Source organism: Lentzea sp. NPDC102401, assembly GCF_044765805.1.
Lineage (GTDB): Bacteria > Actinomycetota > Actinomycetes > Mycobacteriales > Pseudonocardiaceae > Lentzea > Lentzea sokolovensis.
The window spans coordinates 360,076-379,959 of sequence record NZ_JBIWKS010000002.1 but is presented as its reverse complement, the minus strand read 5'-3'; the positions used below and the strand labels follow the sequence as shown (position 1 = coordinate 379,959).

Below are 19,884 nucleotides of genomic sequence, written 5' to 3'. Positions count from 1 at the left end.
GGTCAGCGCTCGGTGCGTCGGCCGAGTTCGTTGTCGATGAAGGCGAACACGTCGTCGACGGTCGCCGAGTTGATGCGGTCGTTCACGGCTTCCTCGGACTTCGCGCCGCCGTACTGGGCGAGCAGCGTGCGCAGGCGGGCGGCGATTCCGGCCCTGTCCTCGTCGGGGCTCGCGGCCAGCACGGCCTCGAACCTGTCGAGTTCGGTCGCGAGCGACGGCCCGGCGTCGTCACCGAGCAGTTCGCCCGCGAGGTGGCCGGCGAGTTCGTCAGGTGTCGGGTAGTCGAAAACGAGGCCGGCGGGCAGTTTCAGGCCCGTCGCGGACGCGAGACTGTTGCGCAACTCCACGGCGGTCAGCGAGTCGAAACCGAGGTCGCGGAACTGCTTGTCGTTGTCGATCGCCGCGGGCGTCGCGTGCCCGAGGACGCCTGCCGCGTGGCCGCGCACGAGGTCGACGAGGTACTTCACCCGGTCCTCGGCGGGCACGGCGTCGAGCGTCGCCGCGAAGTCCACAGTGGACGACTCTCCGGTGCCCGCAGCGCGCTTCCCGCCGCGCACGAGGCCACGCAGCACCGCCGCGACCGGGCCGTTCGTGCGGCCGGTGGTGATGCGGGCGGGAACGAGCACCGCGTCCTCGCGTGAGGTCGCGTCGTCGAACAACGCCATGCCCTGCCGGACGGACAGCGGCGGCATGCCGGTGCGGCCGATGCGGTCCATCGCGCCGTCCTGCAGGTGTGCCGTCATGCCACCGGTTTGTGCCCACGGACCCCACGCCAGCGACGTCGCCGGCAAGCCCTGCGCGCGCCGGTGTTCGGCCAGTGCGTCGAGGAAGGCGTTGGCCGCGGCGTAGTTGCCCTGCCCTGCGCTGCCGAGCACGCCCGACACCGACGAGTAGAGCACGAACGCCTGGAGGTTCTGCTTCTTCGTGGCCTCGTGGAGGTTCCAGGCGCCGTCGACCTTGGGTGTGAAGACGGTGGCGAGCCGCTCCGGGGTGAGCGAGCCGATGATGCCGTCGTCGAGAACACCGGCGGTGTGGATGACAGCCGTCAGCTTGACGCCCTTCACCACCTTCTTCACCGCCTTGAGGTCGGCGGTGTCGCAGGCGGCGATCGTGACGTCCGCGCCGTGCGCCGTGAGTTCTGCTTGCAATGCAACGGCTTCCGGCGCTTCCGGACCGCGCCGGGAGACGAGCAGCAGGCGCTTGACGTTGCGCTCGGCGACGAGGTGTCGGGCCAGTTCCGCGCCCAGACCGCCGGTGCCGCCGGTGATCAGAACGGTGCCTTCCGAGTCCCACTCGGCCGTGTCGACCGTGTCAGTGACGCGGGCGAGGCGGGCCACGTAAGTCTCGCCTTCGCGGACACGCGCCTGGGTCTCCCCCGCGTCGAGCAGTCCGGTGGGCAGCGGAGTGCTGCCGTCGGTGTCGACGAGCAGGAAACGTCCCGGGTTCTCGGTCTGGGCAGTGCGGACCAGGCCTTCGACGGTCGCGCTCGCGAGGCCGCTCGTCACGAACGCCAGCCGTTCCTCGGACTGTTGGAGGAGCTCCAACGCCTTGGCGGCCAGTTCGTGCGCCTGGTCGACGCTCTCGCCGGTGAACCGCACCTCGCGCACGTCCGCGGCGGGCTGGGTTTCGGGTGCGGGCACCCATTCCAGGCGGAACAGCGAGTCCTGGTGGTGCTGGGCCGCGAGCGGTGTGCCGAAGACGACGTTCCGCGCCGACACGACCGGCGAACCGCTGGTGTCGACGGCGGCGAACTCTCCGTCGCGCAGCCTGACCCGCACCGTGTCTGCGCCCACCGCGTGCAGGCTGACACCGCGCCACTCCAACGGAACCTGGGTGTCGTCGGTGATCCGGGTCGCGCAGTCGAGCAGTGCCGGGTGGACGCCGTAGAACTGGGCGTCGGTGGCGCCTTCCGGCAGCGTGACCTCCGCGTAGACCGCGTCTCCCGACTGCCAGATCTGCTCGCCGATCGCCGTCGCGCCCTTCGGCGGCCACTCGCTGACCGTGAATCCTGCCCGGTACTCACCTTCCGCAAGTGTTCCGCTCGCGATCCTGCTGAACGGCTGCTCGTCGTTCGGTCGCGTGTAGACGGTGAAGGAACGCCTTCCGTTGTCCGGCGCGCCGATCCACACCTGCAGCACGCCGGGTGTGAGCGGCCCGGTGACGGTGAGTTCCTCGACCGTGCCGTACCCGACCTGGTCGGCCGCCCGGAACGCGATCTCGGCGAACGCCGTCTCCGGGAACGCCACCGCGAGCCGGTTGGTGAACACGACGGAGTCCTCCCCCGCGACGCTCAGCGCGGCGCCGAGCAGCGGGTGGTCGGCCGGGCCGAGGCCGAGCCCGGAGGCGTCGGCGGCCTGGGCCATCGGTGTCGGCCAGTAGTGGTCGTGGTCGAACGCGTAGGTGGGGAGGTCGACGCGCCGGGCGCCGGTGCCCTCGAACGCCTCCGCCCAGTCGACGTTCGTGCCCGCGACATGGAGTCGTGCGAGCGCGGTGAGCCAGGCCGTGGTCTCGTCGCGATCCTTGCGCAGCGCGGGGATCGCCCCGTCGACCAGCGCCGACAGCACACCGTCCGGCCCGATCTCCAGGAACGCGGTGACGCCTGCGGCTTCGAGCGCCGTGACGCCGTCCGCGAACCGCACGGCTTCCCGGACGTGCCGCACCCAGTACTCCGGCTCGGCGAGCTCGGCACCCACGACGGTGCCGGTCAGGTTGGAGACGACGGGGATGCGCGGCGCGGCGAGGTCCAGCGCCGCGACCACGGCGCGGAAGTCGTCCAGCATCGGCTCCATCAACGGCGAGTGAAACGCATGGCTGACCGGTAAACGCTTAGTCTTGCGACCCATCGCCCTGAACCCGTCAGCGATCTGTTGGACCGCCGTCTCCTCGCCGGCGAGCACCAGCGACCTGGGCCCGTTGATGGCCGCGATCGACACCTGCCCGGTGGTCGTGACCTCTTCCTCGGTGGCCTCGACCGCGATCATGGCTCCCCCGGCAGGGAGTGCCTGCATGAGCGCGGCACGCGCGTTGACGAGCTTCGCGGCGTCTTCGAGGCTGAGAACTCCGGCGACGTGCGCGGCCGCGATCTCGCCGACGGAGTGACCGCCCACGAAGTCGGGCTCGACGCCGAACTTCTCGGCGAGCCGGAACAGCGCGACCTCGACGGCGAACAGCGCGCGCTGCGTGTTCCCGGTCTGGTCGAGCGCCGCGTCGTCGTCACCCCACATGACGTCGCGGACGTCAACGTGCTCGAGCACCTCGTCGAGCGCCTTCGCGAACGCCGGGAACCGCACGTACAGCTCACGCCCCATGCCCAGCCGCTGCGAGCCCTGCCCGGAGAACAGCACGGCGAGCTTGCGCCTTCCCGCCTGCCCCTGAGCAACCTCCACGCCGTCCAGCAGCACCGCGCGGTGCTCGAACCGCGAGCGCTTCACCAGCGAGAACCCGACGTCGAACGCGTCGGCCTCGACCGCGCTGACCCGCTCGATCTGAGCGCGCAGCGAAGCGGGGGACTTCGCCGAAAAAACGAGAGGCGCCCCCTTGGGGGGACGCGAGGTCCCCTTTCCCATCATCTCAAGCGGGTCTGACAATTCCGGAACGGCCGGTGCGGCCTCCAAGATCACGTGCGCGTTGGTGCCCGAGATGCCGAACGACGAGACGCCGGCGCGACGCACCCGATCCGTGGCGGGCCACGGTGTGTTCTCCCGCAGCAACGACACCGAACCGGCAGTCCAGTCGACATGCGACGAAGGCGCGGTGAAGTTGATCGTGCGCGGCAGCAGGCCGTGGCGCAGCGCCATCACCATCTTGATCACACCGGCGGCACCGGCGGCTGCCTGCGTGTGACCGATGTTGGACTTGATCGAGCCGAGCAGCAGCGGCTCCGAGCGGTCCTGACCGTAGGTCGCGAGCAACGCCTGGGCCTCGATCGGGTCACCCAAAGTGGTGCCCGTGCCGTGCGCCTCGACCGCGTCGACGTCAGCGAACTTCAAGCCCGCCGAGGCCAGTGCCTGCCGGATCACCCGCTGCTGCGAGGGTCCGTTGGGCGCGGTCAGGCCGTTGGACGCGCCGTCCTGGTTGACCGCGGAGCCACGCACGACCGCGAGCACGTCGTGCCCGGCGGCGACCGCGTCGGACAGACGCTCGACCACGAGCACACCGATGCCCTCGGACCACGCCGTGCCATCGGCGGTGTCGGAGAACGGCTTGCACCGGCCGTCACGAGCCAGCCCGTCCTGCAGCGAGAACTCCATGAACGCACCCGGCGCCGACATCACCTGCACACCGCCGGCCAACGCAAGCGAGCACTCGCCGTTGCGCAGTGCCTGAACCGCCAGGTGCAGCGCGACCAGCGCCGAGGAGCACGCCGTGTCGATCGTCATCGACGGGCCTTCCAGCCCCAGCGCGTACGACACGCGGCCGGCGATCACGCTCGGCGAGGTCCCGGTGCCCGAATACCCCTCCAGTGCCTGCTCGGACGCGAGCATCAGGTGCGCGTAGTCCTGCCCGGACGCGCCCACGTAGACGCCGGTCCGCGAGCCGCGCAACGCCAGCGGGTCGATGCCCGTGCGTTCCAACGCCTCCCACGACGTCTCCAGCACGAGCCGCTGATGCGGGTCCATCGACACGGCCTCACGCGGCGAGATCCCGAAGAACGCCGGGTCGAACGAGGCGATGCCCTCGATGAACCCGCCCTGCCCGGTGACGGACTGCCCGGCGCCGTCGCCGACGAGGTTCTCGTCCCAGCCACGATCGGCCGGGAACCCGCCGATCGCGTCCCGCCCGCCCAGCACCAGTTCCCACAGTTCCTCGGGCGACGACACGCCACCGGGGAACTTGCAGGCGATACCGACGATCGCGATGGCCTCGTCCGACACCCGAACCGAGTCCTCGACCTCGACCATTCCACCGAACAGCTCGGCGACGAGGTGCTCGGCCAGCGCCTGCGGGGTCGGGTAGTCGAACACCAGCGTCGCGGGCAACGTCAGCCCCGTCGCGGTGCCGAGCCGGTTGCGCAACTCCACCGACGTCAGCGAGTCGAAGCCGAGCTGCCGGAACTCGCGATCGCCGTCGATGGCGTCGGCTGAGGCGTGTCCCAGCACCGCGGCGGCCTCACCCCGCACCAGGTCCACGAGCGTGCGGACCCGCTCGGCCGGACGAACGTCCTGCAACCCCTGCAGAGCAACGGTTCCCTGTGCACGCGCCGCGGTTCGGCGGCCGCCGCGCAGGAGGTTGCGCAGCAACGGCGGCACCATGGTCGTGCCGGCACCGGTGATGATCCGCGCGGGCACGACGAGTGGTTCGTCCACGCCGATCGCCGCGTCGAACAACGCCAGTCCGTGCTCCAGCGAGATCGGCGGCATGGACGACTTCTCCAGCCGCTCCAACGCGGACGCGTCCATCGTCTTCGTCATGCCGACCTCGGACGTCCACGCACCCCACGCCAGCGACACCGCCGGCAGCCCCAGCGAACGCCGGTACTGGGCCAGCGCGTCGAGGAACGCGTTGCCCGCCGCATAGTTGCCCTGACCCGCGGTGCCGAGCACACCGGACACCGACGAGTACAGGACGAAGTGCGCGTCCGGCACCAGCGTGTGCAGGTTCCAGGCCGCGTCCACCTTGGGCCGCAACACCTTCTCCAGGCGTTCGGGCGTCATTGACGCGATCACGCCGTCGTCCAGCACACCGGCCGTGTGCACGACAGCGGTCACCTCATGTCCATTGAGGACATCCGCCAGCGCGTCCCGGTCGGCCACGTCGCAAGCGGCGATCGTGACGTCCGCGTCCAGCGTCAGCAGCTCCTCCGCGCCCGGCGAGTCGAGGCCACGACGACTGAGCAGCAGGAGTTTCTTCGTACCCTGTGCGACGAGGTGCCGGGCGAGCTCCGCGCCCAGACCACCGGTGCCGCCGGTGATCACGACGGTGCCGGACGGGTCCCAGCCCGCGGGCACGGTGATCACGATCTTGCCGATGTGCTGGGCACGGCTCATGAACCGGAACGCGTCGCGCGCCCGCCGCACGTCCCAGGCCGCGATGGGCAACGTGGTCAGCACACCCTGTTCGAACAGGTCCACGAGCGCGACGAGCATGCGCTGGACGTGGTCCGGATGCGCCTCGCCGAGGTCGAACGGCCGGTAGAAGATGCCCGGCACGTCCTCCCGCAGGTCGGTCTTGCCCATCTCCAGGAACCGGCCGCCCTCGCCGAGCAGTCGCAGCGAGGCGTCGATGAACTCGCCGGTCAACGCGTTCAGCACGACGTCGACCTGCGGGAACCTGCTGGCGAAGCTGACGTCGCGGGAATTGCCGATGTGGTCGTCGTCGAGGCCAAGGCCGCGCAGCACGTCCCACTTGCCCTCACTGGCGGTGGCGAACACCTCCGCGCCGAGGTGCCGGGCAACCTGGATCGCCGCCATACCAACACCACCGGCACCGGCGTGGACGAGGACCCTCTCCCCCGGCCGCACGTTCCCGAGCTCGATGAACGCGTAGTAGGCGGTGAGGAACACCAGCGGCACCGACGCGCCCTGCTCGAACGTCCAGCCGTCCGGAAGCCTGGTCAGGTAGGGCTCTTCGATGACGCCGACCGGTCCCATGCCGCCGAACAGCATGCCGAACACGCGATCGCCGACCTTCAGGTTCTCGACCTCGGGCCCGATCTCCGCGACCACACCGGCGGCCTCGGCACCGAACGAGCCCGCCTCGCCCGGATACATGCCGAGCGCGTTCAGGACGTCGCGGAAGTTGAGCCCGGCCGCCCGGATCGCGACACGAACCTGCTTGCCCTGCAACGGTTCTGGCGTCCACGGCGCCAGAACGAGGTTGTCCAGGCTGCCTTTCGCGGTCGTGTCGAGACGCCATGGCGTTCCGGTCGGCGGCACCAGCGTCGGTCCGGTCTGCAGACGCGCCAACCGTCCAGCGTGGACAGTGCCGCGACGGACGATCAGCTGCTGTTCCTCGGTGACGAGCATGCCGGGCGTCAGTTCGCTGTGCTCGTCCAGGTCGACGAGCAGGAACTGGCCGGGATTCTCCGCCTGGGCGGACCTGACGAGTCCCCAGGCCGCCGCCGCGCCGAGCTCGCTGATCGGTTCGTCCCCGATCGCCGCGGCGCCGCGCGTCACGAACACGACGCGTTCTTCGGCGTTCTGCAGGATCTCCAGCACGCGCTGGGTCGTCTCGTGCGCGGACTCGCCGTTGATCTCCACGACCCGTGCGTCGATCTCGGTCGCCTCGCCGACCTGCACGGGCACCCACTCGACGCGGAACAGCGAGTCCTGCACGGGGTTGCTGGGCGCGCTGGCCGCGGGCGTCCTGACCACCAGCGACTTCACCGACAGCACCGGCGCGCCCTCGACGTCGACGGCGGTGACCTCGACCGCGTCGCCGCCGGTGTGCTTCAGCCGCACGCGCAGCCGCGACGGCCCGATGGCGTGCAGGGACACGCCGTTCCACTCGAACGGCAGCCCCTGACCGGCGCCTTCCACGAAGGTGATGGCGTGCAGCGCGGAGTCGAGCAGCGCGGGGTGCACGCCGAACGTCGCCGCGTCGTCCACGCTGTCCGGCAACGCGACCTCGACGAGCACCTCGTCACCGTTGCGCCAGGCCTGTTGCACGCCTCGGAAGATCGGCCCGTACGCCAGTCCGCTTTCCGCGAGCGTCTCGTAGAAGCGTTCGAGCTCAAGGCTTTCGGCGTTCGCGGGCGGCCACTCGCTCGTGTCGAACTCGGCCTGGTGCGGCCCTTCGGCGAGAGTGCCACTGGCGTGCTGGATCCACTCGTCCGCGCCGGGGTGCTGCGAGTGCACGCTGACGAGTCGGCGCCCGTGCTCGTCCGGCGCTCCGACCCGCACCTGAACAGCGACGGCCTCCCGTTCGGGCAACACCAGTGGTACGACGATCGTGAGTCCGTCGACGCGGTCGCAGCCGACCATGTCGCCGGCACGGATCGCGAAGTCGAGGAACCCGGTGCCGGGGAAGAGCACCGCTCCACCGACGACGTGATCGGCGATCCACGGGTGCGTCGCGAGGCTGAGACGGCCGCTGAGCACGAGTTCGTCGGTGCCCGCGACGGCGATCGCCGCACTGAGCAACGGGTGCCCGCCGGACCTGAGCCCGTAGGCGGCGGGGTCGCCCGCGCGACCGCCGACGGTGGCCTTGGGCCAGAACCGCTCGTGGTCGAACGGGTAGGTCGGCAGCGCGATCAGCCGGCCGCCCTGGAGCCACGGCGTCCAGTCGACGTCGATTCCGTCGACGTGCAGCCGACCGAGTGCGGCGGCCAGCGCGGCCTGCTCGGGCTTGTTCTTCCTGAGCGTCGGGATCGCGCCGTCGACGAGCGCCGAGAGCACGCCGTCCGGGCCGATCTCCAGGAACCTGGTCGCCGGGATCTTCGCGACGTTGTCGGTGAACCGGACCGCGTCGCGGACGTGACTGACCCAGTACTCGGGATCGGTGACGTCGCCGGTCGCGCTGATCGGGATCTTCGGTGCGTGGAACGTGATGGCGCTGATGGCGTCGCGGAAGTCGCCGAGCATCGGTTCCATCAGCGGCGAGTGGAACGCGTGACTGACCTTGAGCCGCTTCGTCCTCTCGAACCGGCTCGCGATGGCCTCGACCTCGGCCTCGTCGCCCGCGACGACGACGCTGGCCGGCCCGTTGACGGCCGCGATCGACACCTTGCTCGTGAGGTGCTCGCTCACCTCTTCTTCGGTCGCCTGCACGGCGACCATCGCGCCGTTGCGCGGCAACGCCTGCATGAGGCTCGCGCGCGCACTGACCAGCTTCGCCGCGTCCTCCAGGGTGAGCACGCCCGCGACGTGTGCCGCCGCGATCTCGCCGATGGAGTGCCCGGCGAGGTGGGCGGGCTTGATCCCAAAGGCCTGCAGCAACCGGTAGAGCGCCGTCTGGAACGCGAACAACGCCGGCTGCGTGTACCCGGTCCGGTTGAGCTTCTCCTCGTCGTCGCCCCAGATCACGCTCTTGAGCTGCGGATCGAGATGCGCCAGCACGTCGTCGAACGCGTCCGCGAACTGCGGGAACCGCGCGTACAGCTCCCGGCCCATGCCGAGCCGCTGCGACCCCTGCCCGGAGAACAGCACGGCCAGCGTGTGCTCACCCGCGACCCCACTCGCGATCTCGGTACCGTCCAGCAACACGGCCCGGTGCTCGAACAACGACCGCGACCTCACCAGCGAGTACGCGACGTCAACCGGCGCCGCCTCGACCGCGCTGATCCGCTCGACCTGGGCGCGCAATGCCGCCTCGGACTTCGCCGACACCGCGAGCGGCACCCCGCCACCCTGCTGAATCGATCCCGCTTGGCTGGCCCCCAGGGGGCTGCGAGCCCCCATCTCAATCATCTCAGGCAGGTCTGACAGTTCTGGCGAGCTCGGGGACTCCAAGATCACGTGCGCGTTCGTGCCGCTGATGCCGAACGACGACACGCCCGCGCGCCAGGGCCGGTCGACCGAGGGCCAAGCGGTGTTCTCCGTCAGCAGTGTGACCGCGCCCGCCGACCAGTCGATGTGCGACGAAGGCGCGGTCACGTGCAGGGTCTGCGGCAGCAGGCCGTGCTGGAACGCCATCACCATCTTGATCACGCCCGCCGCGCCCGCCGCTGCCTGCGTGTGGCCGAGATTCGACTTCACCGAACCCAGCCGCAGTGGCTCGGCGCGGTCCTGTCCGTACACGGTCAGCAGCGCCTGAGCCTCGATCGGGTCGCCCAGCACGGTTCCGGTGCCGTGCGCCTCGACCGCGTCCACATCGGACGGTGCCAGCCCGCCGGACGCAAGCGCTTGCCGGATGACTCGCTGCTGCGAAGGGCCGTTCGGCGCGGTCAGGCCGTTGGACGCGCCGTCCTGGTTGAACGCCGAGCCTCGCACGACCGCCAGCACCGGGTGCCCGGCGGCGACAGCGTCGGAAAGCCGTTCCACGACGAGGATGCCGACGCCCTCGGACCAGCCGGTGCCGTCCGCGGACTCGGAGAACGCCTTGCACAGCCCGTCCGGAGCGAGCCCGCCCTGCCGCGAGAAGCCGGAGAACGACGTCGGCGTCGCCATCACCGTGACGCCACCGGCCAGCGCCAGCGAACACTCGCCGCCGCGCAACGCCTGTGCCGCGAGGTGCAGCGCCACCAGAGCCGACGAGCACGCCGTGTCGATCGTGACCGCGGGCCCTTCCAGTCCCAGCGCATAGGAGATGCGACCGGAGATCACCGACGCCGCGAGACCGGTGCCGGCGTGGCCTTCCAGGTCCTCGTTGGAAGCCATGACGACGTGCTGGTAGTCCTGCCCGTTCGTGCCGACGAACACGCCCGTCCGCGAGCCGCGCAACGAGGCGGGGTCGACGCCGGCGCGTTCGACGGCCTCCCAGGAGGTTTCCAGCAGCAGGCGTTGCTGCGGGTCCATCGCCAGTGCTTCGCGCGGCGAGATCCCGAAGAACGCCGGGTCGAAGTCCGCGACACCGGTCAGGAAGCCGCCGCGCAACGTCGAGCTCTGCAAGGAGGCCAGGTCCCAGCCGCGATCGGCGGGGAAGTCCGACATCGCGTCCTCGCCCGCGACCAGCAACCGCCACAGGTCTTCCGGCGAGTCGATGTCGCCGGGGAAGTGACACGCCATGCCGACGATCGCGATGTCGTCGGTGGTCTGCACGACCGACACGTCGTCGACGTCGGCGCTCTCGCCGAGCAACGACGCCAGGAGGTGTTCGGCCAGCACGCGCGGCGACGGGTAGTCGAACACCAGGCCGGCGGGCAGCGCGAGTCCGGTGACCTCGGTCAGGTGGTTGCGCAGTTCGACGGCGGTCAGCGAGTCGAACCCGATGTCGCGGAACGCCTTGTCGCTCGCCACCGCCTCCTTGCCGGAGTGGCCGAGCACCTGCGCGGCGCGCACCCTGACCAGGTCCAGGACGGGCTCGATCCGTTCCGCGGCAGGCAGTTCACGCAGACTGCGACGCAACTCCGCGGCGGCCGACTCGCTGTCGCGGCGCGCGGCCGCCAGCTCGTCCAGCACCTCGCGGGCGCCAGGCAGTTCGGCCAGCACAGGCGAGGGCCGCAGGCTCAGCAACGCGCCGAGCAGCTGCGGGTGGTGGATGTCCGCGATCACCGCGGTGGGCGCGGCCTCCGCCACTACTCCTCGCATCGCCGCGACCGCGAGATGCGGGTCCAAAGTGGACGCCCCGACGGACTTGATCGTCCGCGCGACGCGTTCCTCACCAGCCATGCCGTCACCGGTCCACGCGCCCCACGCGATCGAAGTCGCGGACAGGCCCTGTTCACGGCGCTGCGTCGCGATGGCGTCGAGAACGGCGTTGGCGGCGGCGTAGTTGGCCTGGCCGGGGTTGCCGATCGCGCCCGCGACCGACGAGAACAGGATGAACGCGTCCAGCTCACGTTCGCGGGTCAGTTCGTCGAGCAGGAACGCCGAGGTGACCTTCGCCTGGAACACGTCGGCGAACCGCTCCGGCGTGAGCCCGTCGAGCACACCGTCATCCAGCACACCAGCCGCGTGCACGATGGCTTTCACGTCGTCCGTCAGCACCGCGGCCAGCTCCGCGCGGTTCGCGGCGTCGCACTTCACAACTTCGACGCCCAACTCGGCCACGATCTCCGCCGCGCCCGGCGCGTCCAGGCCGCGACGACTCAGCAACACGACCTTCTCCGCGCCACGCGCGACCAGGTCCCGCGCGACGTGCTTGCCGAGCGCGCCCGTGCCACCGGTGATCACGACGGTTCCGCGCGGCTGCCACTCGCCCGTCGCCCGTGGTGCCACGAGAATCCGCCGGCCGAACACACCCGATGCCCGCACCGCGACCTGGTCCTCGTCGCCGCTCAGCACCGCCGTGACCCGCTGCGCCGCTCGCTCGTCCAGTTCGGCGGGCAGGTCGATCAGGCCGCCCCAGCGGTTCGGGTGCTCCAGCGCGGCGACCCGGCCGAGCCCCCACACACCGGCCTGCCAGGGGTCGGTGACGGCGTCCGCGCGCCCGGTCGACACCGCGCCGCGCGTCAGCACCCACAGCGGTGCCATGACTCCGGCGTCGCCGAGCGCCTGGATCAGCGCGGTCGTGCTGATGATGGGCTCGTGCGCCGGCAATGCCACGACACCGGTGAACGGGACCTGCGCGAACTCGGCCACCCGCTCGGCCAGTTGTTCCCGGTCCTGTCCGGCAGCGAGGACCGTCACGTCCCCTAGCGCGGTCAGGAGCGGTTCGCCGGCCTCGCCGATCACGAGCCACCTACCCGGTTTCGCGATGAGACCGGCGATCGGCTGCCAGCTCTCCCTGTGCAGCCAGGAGTCCACAGTGGATTGAGCCTGCCGCTTGCCACGCCACGCCGACAGCGCCGGTAGTACACCGGCCAGCGTCTCGCCGTCGAGGTCGAGCGTGGCGGCCAGCGAGGCGACGTCCTCCTGCTCGACGGCCGTCCAGAACGCCGCGTCGGCCGGATCCGCCGCCACCGCCGCGGTCGCCGCTTCAGGCCAGAACCGCTCGTGCTGGAACGGATAGGTCGGCAGGCCGATCACGCGCCCGCCCGGGTAGAAACCAGACCAGTCGACGTCGGTGCCGCTGACGTGCAGCCGCGCGAGTGCCGTCACGAACGCCTTGTGCTCGCCACGATCCTTGCGCAGCGCCGGAATCGCTCCGTCGACGAGCGCGGCCAGCACTCCGTCCGGGCCGATCTCCAGGAACGCCCTCGCACCCTGTTCCCGGAGTTTGCCGACGTTCTCGGCGAAGCGGACCGTGTCGCGGACGTGGCCGACCCAGTACTCGGGATCGGTGACATCGCCCGTGGACGCGATCGGGATGCTTGGCTGAGTGAACGTGAGTCCTTGAATCGCCCGCCGGAACTCGTCGAGCATCGGGTCCATCAACGGCGAGTGGAACGCGTGGCTGACTTTCAGCTGCTTGCTCTTGCGGCCCTCGAAGCGGGCGACGACCGCGCGGGCTTCGTCCTCGACTCCCGCGATGACCAGAGAGTCAGCCGCGTTGATCGCCGCGATGGACACACCCGAGGTCAGGTGCGGTGCCACTTCGGCCTCCGTCGCCTGCAGCGCGATCATCACGCCACCCTGCGGCAGCGCCTGCATGAGCCGCGCGCGTGCCCGGACGAGCTTTGCCGCGTCTTCGAGGCTGAACACCCCGGCGACGTGCGCGGCCGCGATCTCGCCGATCGAGTGCCCGGCGAGCAGCCGCGGGACGACCCCGAAGGACTCCACCAGCCGGTACAGCGCCACCTCGACCGCGAACAGCGCCGGCTGCGTGCTGCCAGTCTGGTTCAGGGCCTCGGCGTCGTCACCCCACATGACATCGCGGACGTCGCCGAGGTGCTCCAGCACCGCGTCCAACGCCACGGCGAACACCGGGAACGCCTCGTACAGCTCACGCCCCATGCCGAGCCGCTGCGCACCCTGCCCGGAGAACACCATGGCGAGCGTCTTCCCCGACGCCTCACCGCTGGCCAGCACCTCGCCGTCTAGCAGCACAGCCCGATGCTCGAACAACGCCCGCGTGGCCGCCAACGAGTACCCGATATCAACGGGCGCCGCCTCGACCGCGCTGATCCGCTCGACCTGCGCGCGCAACGCCGCCTCGGACTTCGCCGACACCGCGAGCGGCACCACGCCAGCCGTCGGAATCGATTCGGATTGCCCGGCCCCCAGGGGGCTGCGAGCCCCCATCTCAATCATCTCAGGCAGGTCTGACAGTTCTGGCGTGCTCGGAGCTTCCAAGATCACGTGCGCGTTCGTGCCCGAGAGACCGAACGACGAGACGCCGGCGCGGGCCGGGCGATCCACGGCGGGCCACGGGGTGTTCGCAGTGAGCAGCGAGACGGCGCCCGCGGACCAGTCGACGTGCGAGGACGGTTCGGTGACGTGCAGGGTTCGCGGCAGCAGGCCGTGCTGGAAGGCCAGCACCATCTTGATCACGCCGGCGACGCCCGCCGCGGCCTGGGTGTGGCCCAGGTTCGACTTGATCGCGCCCAGGTGGAGCGGTGCTCCAGCGCGGTCGCGGCCATAGGTGGCGAGCAGCGCCTGGGCCTCGATCGGGTCGCCCAGGCGGGTGCCGGTGCCGTGGGCCTCGACGGCGTCCACGTCCGAAGTGGACAGACCGGCGTTGGCGAGGGCCTGGCGGATGACGCGTTGCTGGGCGGGGCCGTTCGGTGCGGTCAAGCCGTTCGAAGCGCCGTCCTGGTTGACCGCAGAGCCGCGGACCACCGAAAGCACCGTGTGGCCGTTGCGGATCGCGTCCGACCGGCGTTCGACGACCAGCACGCCGACGCCTTCGGCCCAGCCGGTGCCGTCGGCGTTGTCGGAGAAGGCCCGGCAGCGCGCGTCCGCCGCGAGGCCGCCCTGGGCGTTGAAGCCGGCGAAGTTCATCGGTGTGGACATCACCGTCACGCCACCGACGAGCGCCAGCGACGACTCCCCCGAGCGCAGCGACTGCGCGGCCAGGTGCAGTGCCACCAAGGAAGAAGAGCAGGCGGTGTCGATGGTGAGCGCGGGTCCCTCGAAGCCGAACGTGTAGGACAGGCGGCCGGAGATCACCGCGGCGGCGAGGCCGGTCGAGGCGTGGCCCTCGATGTCGCCGCGCGCCCGCAGCACGAGGTTCGTGTAGTCCTGGCCGTTCGTGCCGACGAAGACGCCGGTCTTCGAGCCGCGCAACGTGGCCGCGTTGATGCCTGCGCGTTCGACTGCCTCCCAGGAGACTTCGAGAAGCTGACGTTGCTGCGGGTCCATCGCGAGCGCTTCACGAGGCGAGATGCCGAAGAACGCCGGGTCGAACTCCGCTGCACCGTAGAGGAAACCGCCTTCGACTGTGCCACCGGCGGCCAGCGCGTCCTGCTCCCAGCCGCGGTCGGCCGGGAAGCTCGCGATGGCGTCGGTGCCGTCGGCCAGCAGGCGCCACAGGTCCTCGGGAGTCGAGACGCCGCCGGGGAACCGGCAGGCCATGCCGACGATCACGATCGGGTCGTCCGCGTCCGCGACGGCCTGCGCGGTGACGTCGAGGTCCGTGCTCTCGCCGGTCAGTTCGGCGAGCAGGTGCTCGGCCAGCACGAGCGGCGTCGGGTAGTCGAAGATCAACGTCGCGGGCAGCGTCAGGCCGGTGGCCGAGGCGAGGGCGTTGCGCAGTTCGATCGCGGTCAGCGAGTCGAAACCGAGTGCGCGGAACTCCTTCTCCGCTCCCACCGCGTCGGCGTTGGCGTAGCCGATGACCTTCGCGGCCTCCACGCGCACGATGTCGGCGATGGTCCGCACGCGGTCAGGACCAGACAATCCGCCGAGTTTCGCGAGCAGCCCGCCTGCCACGATCTCGCGCGCGGCCGTGCGCCGCCCCGCTCGCACCAGGCCGCGCATGATCGCGGGAACGTCACCCTGCGCCGCACCACCGGATGCCAGCGGCACGAGCAGGGACTCACCGGAGGTGACGGCCGCGTCGAAGAGCGCGAGGCCCTGCTCCACCGACAGCATCGGCATTCGGCGCAGATCGCCTTCGTCCAAAGTGGACGTCATGCCGGTGTCCCAGGCGCCCCAGGCCAGTGACAGCGCGGGGAGGCCGAGCCCGTGCCGGTGAGCAGCCAGGGCGTCGAGGAACGCGTTGGCGGCGGCGTAGTTGCCCTGGCCGGCCGCGCCCATCACGCCGGACACCGACGAGTACAGGACGAGCCGCGCGTCGCCGGCGAGTTCGTGGAGGTGCCAGGCGGCGTCGACCTTCGGCCGCAGGACAGCGGAAAGTCGTTCGGGTGTCAGCGAACCGATCACGCCGTCGTCCAGCACACCCGCCGTGTGGATGACGGCGGTGAGCCGCTCGCCGGCCAGCAGGTCGGCCACAGCAGCGCGTTCCGTGACGTCGCAGGCCTTCACTTCGATTTCGGCGCCCAGCGCGGTGAGTTCGTCACGCAGATCCGCTGCACCTGGGGCGTCCAGACCGCGGCGGCTGACCAGCAGCAACCGGCGCTGGCCGCGCGTCACGAGATGGCGGGCGAGGACGGCGCCGAGCCCGCCCGTGCCGCCGGTGATGAGCACCGTGCCGCCGCGATCCCATTCGCCCGCGACGATGTCGGTGGCGCGCGCCAGCCTGCCCGCGAACACCTCACCCGCGCGGACGACGACCTGGGTCTCCCCCGCGTCGATCAGTCCACCGAGGCCGGGCAGCAGCGCTTCGGACTCCGGCGCGTCGTCGAGGTCCACGAGCAGGAAGCGGCCGGGGTCCTCGGTCTGCGCGGACCGCACCAGTCCCCAGACGGCCGCGGCCGCGACGTCGTCCCCGGTCACGACTCCGCGGGTGACGAAGACCAGTTTTCCGGTGGCCCGCTGAAGTGCGTCGAGCGCGGCCGCGGCCAGCGCGTGCGCGGACTCCGGTGTCTGCTCACCGGCGAAGTGCGCGACGGTGACGTCGGCGGGTGTGCAGGTGACGGGCACCCAGTCGAGGCGGAACAGCGAGTCGACGCCGGTTCGGGTGCTCAGTTCGCCCAACAGTTCGATGGTCACGGTGTCCGCGGACAGCACCGGGTCCCCGGCCACGTCGACGGCGACAAGCTTCATACCACCGTCCACAACGGACAGACTTACCCGAACGACCTCAGCGCCGTTCGCGTAAAGGGAAACGCCCTGCCAGTTCGTGGGCACACCTTCTAGACCGAGGAACGCGGCGGCGTGCGTGGCGGCGTCGAGCAGCGCGGGATGGACACCGAAACCCTTTGCGTCACCGGGTAGAGCGACCTCGGCGAACACCTCCTGTCCCCGCCTCCAGGCGGCGCGCAGCCCCTGGAACGCCTCCCCGTAGGGGGTTCCGTCGTAGAAGCCGTCGAGATCGACGACCGTCGCGCCCTTCGGTGGCCACTCGCTTTCCCTGGCCGGCAGCGGAACGCCTGCTCCGAGGAGGCCGGTCGCGTGCTCGACCCAGTCCGCGTCGCCGCGCCGCGCGTGAAACCGGAACGCGCCGTCGCGTCCGACGTGGAACTGCACCTGAACGGCGCCGCTGTCGGGCAGCACGAGCGGCGCGATCCGCGTGAGCTGCTCGACGCGCTCGTAGCCCGCGAGGTCGGCGGCGCGGAACGCCAGTTCCAGCACGCCCGCGGTCGGGAACACGACGTGGTCGGCGAGCCAGCCCGTCCTGCTCAGCGTGCCGGTGAGGATCAGTTCGCCGGAGCCCGCGACGGTCATCGCGGCGCCGAGCAGCGGGTGGTCCGCCGGGGAGAGGCCGAGTCCGGCGGCATCGCCCGCGCTCACCGACACCGACGGCCAGTAGCGGTCGTGCTGGAACGCGTAAGTGGGGACGTCGACGCGCTTGCCGTTGGGATAGAACGGTGTCCAGTCGACTCCGACGCCCACGACGTGCAGCCGGGCGAGGGCGGTGATCAACGCGGTGCACTCGTCACGGTCCTTGCGCTGGGTGGGGATCGCGTTGACGAGCGCGGACAGCACGCCGTCCGGGCCCACTTCGAACAGCGTCCTGTCGCCCAGGCCGGTGACGGCGTCGTGGAAGCGGACGGTGTCGCGGACGTGGCGGACCCAGTACTCGGGGTTGGTGACGTCGCCGGTCATCGGGATCGCCGGGCTGTGGAACGTGATGCCGCCGATGGCTTCGCGGAAGGCGTTGAGCATCGGGTCCATCAGCGGCGAGTGGAACGCGTGGCTGACGGCGAGTTGCTTGCTCTTGCGGCCTTCGAACCGCGCCACGATCGCGCGGACTTCGCTCTCGACGCCTGCGATGACCAGGGAATCCGGTCCGTTGATCGCCGCGATGGAGGCGCCGGGGGTGAGGGTGATCTCGCCCTCGGTGGCCTGGAGCGCGATCATGACGCCTCCGGCCGGCAGCGCCTGCATGAGGCTCGCGCGTGCCTGGACGAGCTTGGCGGCGTCTTCGAGGCTGAACACGCCCGCGATGTGCGCGGCGGCGATCTCGCCGATCGAGTGGCCGGTGACGTGCGCGGCGGTGACGCCGAACGACTCCAGCAGCCGGTAGAGGGCGACCTCGAACGCGAACAGCGCGGGCTGCGTGTTGCCCGTCTGGTTCAGCGCTTCCTCGTCGCCCCACATGACGTCGCGCAGTCCTGGGTCGAGGTGCCGCAACACCTCGTCGAACGCTTCACGGAAGACTGCGAACTCGGTGTACAGCTCCTTGCCCATACCGGCGCGCTGCGCGCCCTGACCGGAGAACAGCAGTGCCAGTTCGGTCCGCCGCGCCAAGCCCCTCGCGATTTCGGTGCCGTCCAGCAGCACGGCCCGGTGCTCGAACAACGCGCGCGTGGTCGCCAACGAGTACCCGACGTCCACCGGGTCGGCGTCGAGCGCGCGCACCCGTTCGATCTGCGCCGCGAGCGAGGCCTCCGACTTCGCCGACACGATCCACGGCGGCCCGCTCTTCGGGATCGATTCGGATTGGCCTGCCCCCAGGGGGTCGCGAGCCCCCATCTCAATCATCTCAGGCAGGTCTGACAGTTCTGGCACGCTCGGAGCTTCCAAGATCACGTGCGCGTTCGTGCCCGAGACGCCGAACGACGAGACGGCGGCGCGAGGGGCGCGGCCGGTGGAAGGCCAGGCCACGGCCGAGGTGGCGAGTTCGACGGAGCCGGCGGTCCAGTCGACGTGGGTGGACGGGCGGGACACGTGCAGGGTGGCGGGCACGACGCCGTGCCGCATCGCCTGCACCATTTTGATGATGCCCGCGACACCGGCGGCGGCCTGGGTGTGGCCGATGTTCGACTTCACCGACCCCAGCAGCAGCGGCGAAGGACGATCAGCGCCGTACGCCGCCAGCAGGCTGCGGGCCTCGATCGGGTCGCCGAGCGGTGTACCGGTGCCGTGAGCTTCCACAACGTCCACATCGGACGGACCGAGGCCGGCGCGGTCGAGGGCGGCGCGGATGACGCGTTGCTGGGCGCGGCCGTTCGGGGCGGTAAAGCCGTTGGAGGCGCCGTCGGAGTTGACGGCCGAACCGCGCACCACGGCCAGAACGGGGTAGCCCGAAGCCTGAGCGTCCGACAGGCGGGCCAGTGCCAGCACGCCGACGCCCTCGGACCAGCCCGTGCCGTCCGCGTCGTCGGAGAAGGCCTTGCATCGACCGTTGGACGCGAGTCCGCCCTGTCGCGAGAACTCGACCAACGAACCCGGCGTGCACATGACGTTGACGCCGCCCGCGAGAGCCAGTGAACACTCCCCCGCGCGGAGAGCGTGCACGGCCAGATGCAGTGCGACCAGAGAAGAGGAGCACGCCGTGTCGACCGTCAACGTCGGGCCTTCAAGACCCAGGGCGTAGGAGATGCGACCGGACTCCGCGGACGCCGCGATACCCGTACCAACGTCACCGGTGGCGTCGTCGAGGCCTCGGATCAGCAGGTGCTCGTAGTCCTGGCCGTTGGTGCCGACGAAAACACCGGTGCGGGAGCCGCGCAAAGAAGAAGGATCGATGCCGGAACGTTCCAGGGCCTCCCAGGACGTCTCCAGCAAGAGACGCTGCTGGGGGTCCATCGTCACGGCCTCACGCGGCGAGATGCCGAAGAACGCCGGGTCGAAGTCCGCGATGCCGTGCAGGAAGCCGCCCTGCACGGACACGCTGTGGCCGCGCTCGTCAACGCCGCCGCCCAGGAGCGCGTCGATGTCCCAGCCGCGGTCGGCCGGGAAGCCGGTGATCGCGTCGCGGCCGGACGACACCAGCTCCCACAGGTCCTCCGGCGAGCTGATGCCGCCGGGGAAGCGGCAGGCCATCCCGATGATCGCGATCGGTTCGGTGGCGGCGGCGACGAGCTGCCGGTTCTGCTTGCGCAGCCGCTCCGCCTCCTTCATCGCGGCGCGGAGGGCCTCGACCACCTTCTCGCTGGAGGTACTCATTCATCAGCTCCGTCAGTCCAGCCGGACACGGTCATCCCGCCAGCAATTGGAGCAGCGGAAGCGGTAGCGA

The 19,884-nt window shown here is 70.7% G+C and carries 1 protein-coding gene; it reads right to left on the bottom strand.

Going from position 1 to position 19,884, the window contains the following annotated elements; genetic code table 11:
* Positions 1 to 2 precede the first annotated feature (2 nt).
* Complete coding sequence (locus ACIRG5_RS07505; protein ID WP_402901665.1) at positions 3 to 19,814, bottom strand: type I polyketide synthase; 19,812 nt, start codon at positions 19,812 to 19,814, stop codon at positions 3 to 5.
* Positions 19,815 to 19,884: the final 70 nt, after the last annotated feature.

What these genes read in the sequence shown, in the direction of transcription:
- ACIRG5_RS07505 (WP_402901665.1), bottom strand. Translation starts at nt 19,814, where the DNA reads ATGAGTACCTCCAGCGAGAAGGTGGTCGAGGCCCTCCGCGCCGCGATG.